This is a genomic window from Vibrio sp. bablab_jr001 (assembly GCF_016464285.1).
Taxonomy (GTDB): domain Bacteria; phylum Pseudomonadota; class Gammaproteobacteria; order Enterobacterales; family Vibrionaceae; genus Vibrio; species Vibrio fluvialis.
Genome location: NZ_JACDWZ010000021.1, coordinates 1 through 498, shown reverse-complemented (window position 1 = coordinate 498; position 498 = coordinate 1). Strand labels below are relative to the sequence as shown.

Below are 498 nucleotides of genomic sequence, written 5' to 3'. Positions count from 1 at the left end.
GAGGCCTAGGACACCGCCCTTTCACGGCGGTAACAGGGGTTCGACTCCCCTACGGGATACCACGGGTCGTTAGCTCAGTTGGTAGAGCAGTTGACTTTTAATCAATTGGTCGCAGGTTCGAATCCTGCACGACCCACCATTTCCTGCCACAGGAAATCAAATAATGTGGGCGATTAGCTCAGTTGGGAGAGCACCTGCCTTACAAGCAGGGGGTCACTGGTTCGAACCCGGTATCGCCCACCACTCTCTAAGAATTTTTGGATAGGATAGCCAAACCACTTCAGTAAAACGGGTGTGGTTCGGGTTTCTGACGCTGAGAATCCTTAGAAAGTGTTTCTTTCGATAGAAAGTGGCATAGCTCTTTAACAATTTGGAAAGCTGACAAAACAATCTTTTAGAAGATTGTTTGTAAAGTTCTCAATGTATTCCTGAATGGAATACACCAACAAACACATTCAAGTGTGCTTGGTATCGAAGCTTACTGATTCAGTAAGTCTT

Annotated in this window: 2 tRNA genes; both read left to right on the top strand. The window is 46.0% G+C overall.

Annotated features, from left to right (window positions below):
* The first annotated feature begins 63 nt into the window (after positions 1–63).
* A tRNA-Lys gene (locus JIG40_RS00945) sits at positions 64–139 on the top strand.
* Positions 140–167: 28 nt separating this feature from the next.
* A tRNA-Val gene (locus JIG40_RS00940) sits at positions 168–243 on the top strand.
* The last annotated feature ends 255 nt before the right edge of the window (positions 244–498 follow it).